Here is a 3,525-nt window from a genome sequence, read left to right on the forward strand (position 1 = left end):
GATCAACGCTGATGGCCGGATCTACGCCGCCGGCATGGGCCTCGGCGTCGAGCAGTTGCCCGACGGCAGCTATCAGTCGCAGTTCCTTGTGCAGGCTGATCGCTTCGCGCTACTGAACGTCTCCAACGGCGTTACCTCTACCCCGTTCGTCATCCAGGGTGGTCAGACGTTCATCAACCAGGCTTTCATCGGTGACGCGTGGATCACCAATGCCAAGATCGCCAACGGCGCGATCGACAACGCGAAGATCGGCAACTTCATCCAGTCTGACAACTACGTGCCTGGGCAAACCGGCTGGCGTATCGACAAGTCGGGGGCCATGGAGATCAACGGCATGACGCCAGATGGCTACCGGGTACGCATGGTCAACACCGGCTTGTACCTCTACTACCCGAACGGCAATCTCGCCATCGAGCTTGGAGCATTGGCATGACACAAGTGGGGCTTCGCGTGCGCAGCCCTTCGGGCTACGTGGAGACGACAGTAACCACCAAGCTGACCAAGACGATTGGCCGGTACGCGATACCGCTGTTCGACGCGGTCAGCAGTGGAAGCGGATCCGGGCGGCGCTACACCGCGCCGGCCGCAGCAAACGGGGGGCTGACCATCGATGCGTTCCAGGGTGGTCAGCCCTTCTTCTATTTCCTGGCGAACGGGCAGAAAAGCATGTGGGGCCTGCTGCTGCCTTCAGTAACCGTCACGTCCAATTCAATCTCCTGGAATTGGTCAGATGCCGCGGTGAACCAACACGTTCGGGCTGAACTGTTCGATGCATCCACCGCCGGCCGCGACTGCGTGGGCGGCGTCATCTTGGTCTATGGGGTCTACAGCTGATGGCCGCTGGTTTGAGAATTCGGAACCAGGACACGGGCCTGGTGCAGATCGGAACCGGGTATCGAAACCTGGAGCTGATCCAGTCGGGGGTAATGAACACGTCCGCCTTCATCGGCGGGGGCGACATTCGCTACTCGAGGACGCCGTCGGGATTCCTGATGAGCACCTTGGGTAACGACTATCTGCACGTGGTCCGGTTCGTCAGCGACACAATCGGTGCCGCGTCCGGGTACGGTATCTCGCAGGAAAACAACAGCTTCAAGGTCTGCGTTTTCTCGAACAGCCCGACCAAGAGCTTGGAGTACTACACGTTCGGGTACTCGGGAAACCAGCCCTCTGGCCCGGTCGGCCTGCGCATGCGCAATCCAGACGGTACGGTGTTCTACGATTCCCGCCGGAAGCCGTTGCGGGTGCTGGCGTCCGTGCCGTTGCCCAATACCACCGGGCCGCTGGTGCACCTCGGCCAGTTCTTCCCAGGGACGAAGATTGGCCTGGCGCTGGCAAATCCCCGGTACTACTACCGATCGCCATATCCGGAAATTTGCTCCATGGCGACCGACTTCCTGCACATGGACTCAGCCAACAATGTGCGCCTGTCCGTAGGGCAGGTATGGAATCAGAACCGTTCCACGGCCTTCACCGTGGGCGACACGGTGATGGCAAACCAGGACGCTGTGATGCTGGTGATCGACCTGACCGAAATGCCCCTGAATTTCACGGCGTGATCAGGCCACGGCCTCAAGCAAGGCCTCGCTGTTGTTGCGGGGCGTGTTCACCGCGCGGTTGACCCGGTAGGCCTCCATCGCAGGCGGCTCGCTGGCGAGCAGCATTGCCATAGCGTCATCCGGCGAGGCGGTCATCCATTCCTCGGCCTGGCCGGGGTCCAGCCACACCGGCATGCGGTCGTGGATGTCAGCGGAGACGCCGCTKCTGTCGCCGGTGATCACGGTAAAGGTGCCGAGGTTGTCGGGGTCGAGGAGGGGGCTGGTGTCTTCCCACAGTCCGGCGGCCCACAACGGGGTCGCCGCGTGAATGAACCATGGATCTTTCTTCCCGTCCTCGGCGTTAACCGACCACTCGTAGTAGCCGGCCATGGGGATTAGGCACCGGTGCTTCTTGAAGGCGGAGCGGAACGCCGGCTTGGTGGCCACAGTCTCGATGCGCGCATTGATGGTCGACCCCTGTAGCTTCTTGGCCTTGGCCCAGAAGGGCAGCAGGCCCCAGGCCAGGCGCTGCAGCTGCAGGCCATCGCCGCGGTCCAGCATCACCGCGGCGCGCTGTGTTGGCGCCAGGTTGTAGCTGGCCGGCATGGATAGCAGCTCGCCCACCAGCTGGGGGAAGCCCAGGCTGGCGGCATCGCGGATCGGGGTCTGGACGAATCGGCCGCACATGGCCGAACCATACTCCCTGCGGCTGTCCCTGACCTTCGCGTGGCGTGCACCCCGACGGGCCGCGCCCGAGACCGCTTACTGGCCGGCGCTGGATTCCCCGGTGGCGCCCCCTGGCGCGAACGCGCAACCTATCCATGTCGGACCCGGGGCCATTGGCTGCTCAACCCGGGGGCGCCTGAGCCGCGCCGCGCCGACACCTTCGCGGCCCGATTACATCCAGTCGCGGAATCTGAGATCCCGGTCCGTATCCTGCGCGCCATGCTCCCGCCCTGCGACTACACCGAATTCATGATTGCGCCCCGCCCGCAAGGCTGGGTGCAGCACGGTGAACACTGGGGGCTTTGGTGGGGCAACCGGCAGATCGCCAGCGTGCAGCCATGCTCCGATGGCATCCGCGTGACCTTGGCCTGCAGGAAACTCTGGCAGGACAAGCAGGTCCGGGCGGCCAGCATCGACCAGGGCAAGCGTTTCGCCGAGCGGTGGTGTGCGGCTAGGGTGCTGGAGGGGGTGCCGCTGCGGGAGGCTGTGGCACGCCTGGTCGGCCATCCGCCAACGGCAGCGGCCAAACCCAAACGGAAGCGGGCCGAGACCTCGCAGGAGCGGCGATTGAGGGAAGCGTTGAAAGCCCTGCCTTTGGGTGACCCCAAACTGACCCCACACGTCCGCTAAGCCACTGATTCCACAAGATCGCTGCTGATCGCGAGTGATCGGCTTAGTCGTTGTTTCTGTTGATCTTCCGCGACCTTGACATGGTAGAAGTCACTACGGACGCGGCCTATCTATCTCTGGGCAGACCGGGAACTTACGCTTCTGGGCAAACTGTAAGCCTTCGCCCTTTAGCCGGTAGCGCGGTTCGCTGATGCTGGATAGTTGGTCCGTCGCCCATTCTCTTTCCACAAGCCCTTCCAAAGCTTGCCGGATGTCACCTTTTGGCGGCGTAACCATCGCCAGCTTTTGGCTGATTTGGGAGGCTGAAATCCAGGTGTCGTCGAAATAGCGCAATACACGAACGCACTCCACCTGCAGTTCGCTTGGTCTGAACGGGAGCGGGATACTGAGGATGGTCTTCTCCTTCCGCTTTTTCGGTAAGGCGGCTGACTTCCCCGGACGCGCGGTCGCAATCGCTACCCACATCTTGTGCCCCCCGATGCCAAGCAAAACTCCCACGACGAGCACCTGCAGGAATTCCCACGGGTGAAGCGTGATGAGTGGCCAAATCTTCTCAAGCTTGTCCAGGTCGATCATGTTTGGGTCTGGCCGCTGCCTGCTTAGATCGGATTCTGGCATAACGCCTCGGAGT

General features: G+C 62.4%; 6 protein-coding genes. 4 read left to right on the forward strand and 2 right to left on the reverse strand.

Features of this window, described 5'->3' with window-relative positions:
* The 3 genes from AC1DQP_RS18195 to AC1DQP_RS18205 form a co-directional block, all read left to right on the forward strand.
* Positions 1 to 433, forward strand: a 433-nt coding sequence (locus AC1DQP_RS18195) for a phage tail tip fiber protein (RefSeq protein ID WP_478052167.1), incomplete at its 5' end; no start/stop codon positions are given.
* On the forward strand, positions 430 to 834 hold the full coding sequence (locus AC1DQP_RS18200) for a hypothetical protein (RefSeq protein WP_457319374.1): 405 nt from the start codon (positions 430 to 432) through the stop codon (positions 832 to 834). The genes AC1DQP_RS18195 and AC1DQP_RS18200, both read left to right, overlap by 4 nt.
* Before the next feature lie 41 nt (positions 835 to 875).
* On the forward strand, positions 876 to 1,559 hold the full coding sequence (locus tag AC1DQP_RS18205; RefSeq protein ID WP_457319375.1) for a hypothetical protein: 684 nt from the start codon (positions 876 to 878) through the stop codon (positions 1,557 to 1,559).
* On the opposite strand, the gene AC1DQP_RS18210 is transcribed toward AC1DQP_RS18205, so the two are convergent.
* Positions 1,560 to 2,225: an SOS response-associated peptidase gene (locus AC1DQP_RS18210; protein WP_478052168.1), complete on the reverse strand. Its 666-nt coding sequence runs from the start codon at positions 2,223 to 2,225 to the stop codon at positions 1,560 to 1,562.
* Positions 2,226 to 2,483: 258 nt separating this feature from the next.
* On the opposite strand from AC1DQP_RS18210, the gene AC1DQP_RS18215 reads away from it, so the two are divergent.
* Positions 2,484 to 2,894, forward strand: coding sequence for a hypothetical protein (locus AC1DQP_RS18215; RefSeq protein ID WP_478052169.1), 411 nt, complete (start codon positions 2,484 to 2,486; stop codon positions 2,892 to 2,894).
* Positions 2,895 to 2,987: 93 nt separating this feature from the next.
* Here AC1DQP_RS18215 and AC1DQP_RS18220 read toward each other — a convergent pair whose 3' ends face one another.
* Positions 2,988 to 3,470 carry a hypothetical protein gene (locus AC1DQP_RS18220; RefSeq protein WP_457489044.1) on the reverse strand — a complete coding sequence of 161 codons (483 nt, stop codon included), beginning with the start codon at positions 3,468 to 3,470 and terminating at the stop codon, positions 2,988 to 2,990.
* Between the last annotated feature and the right edge of the window lie 55 nt (positions 3,471 to 3,525).

It is taken from the genome of Stenotrophomonas sp. P5_A8, assembly GCF_056400545.1.

Bases quoted from the DNA above. Each gene is read 5' to 3' on its own strand.
- AC1DQP_RS18200 (WP_457319374.1), top strand. From the start codon at position 430: ATGACACAAGTGGGGCTTCGCGTGCGCAGCCCTTCGGGCTACGTGGAG.
- AC1DQP_RS18215 (WP_478052169.1), top strand. From the start codon at position 2,484: ATGCTCCCGCCCTGCGACTACACCGAATTCATGATTGCGCCCCGCCCG.
- AC1DQP_RS18220 (WP_457489044.1), bottom strand. From the start codon at position 3,470: ATGATCGACCTGGACAAGCTTGAGAAGATTTGGCCACTCATCACGCTT.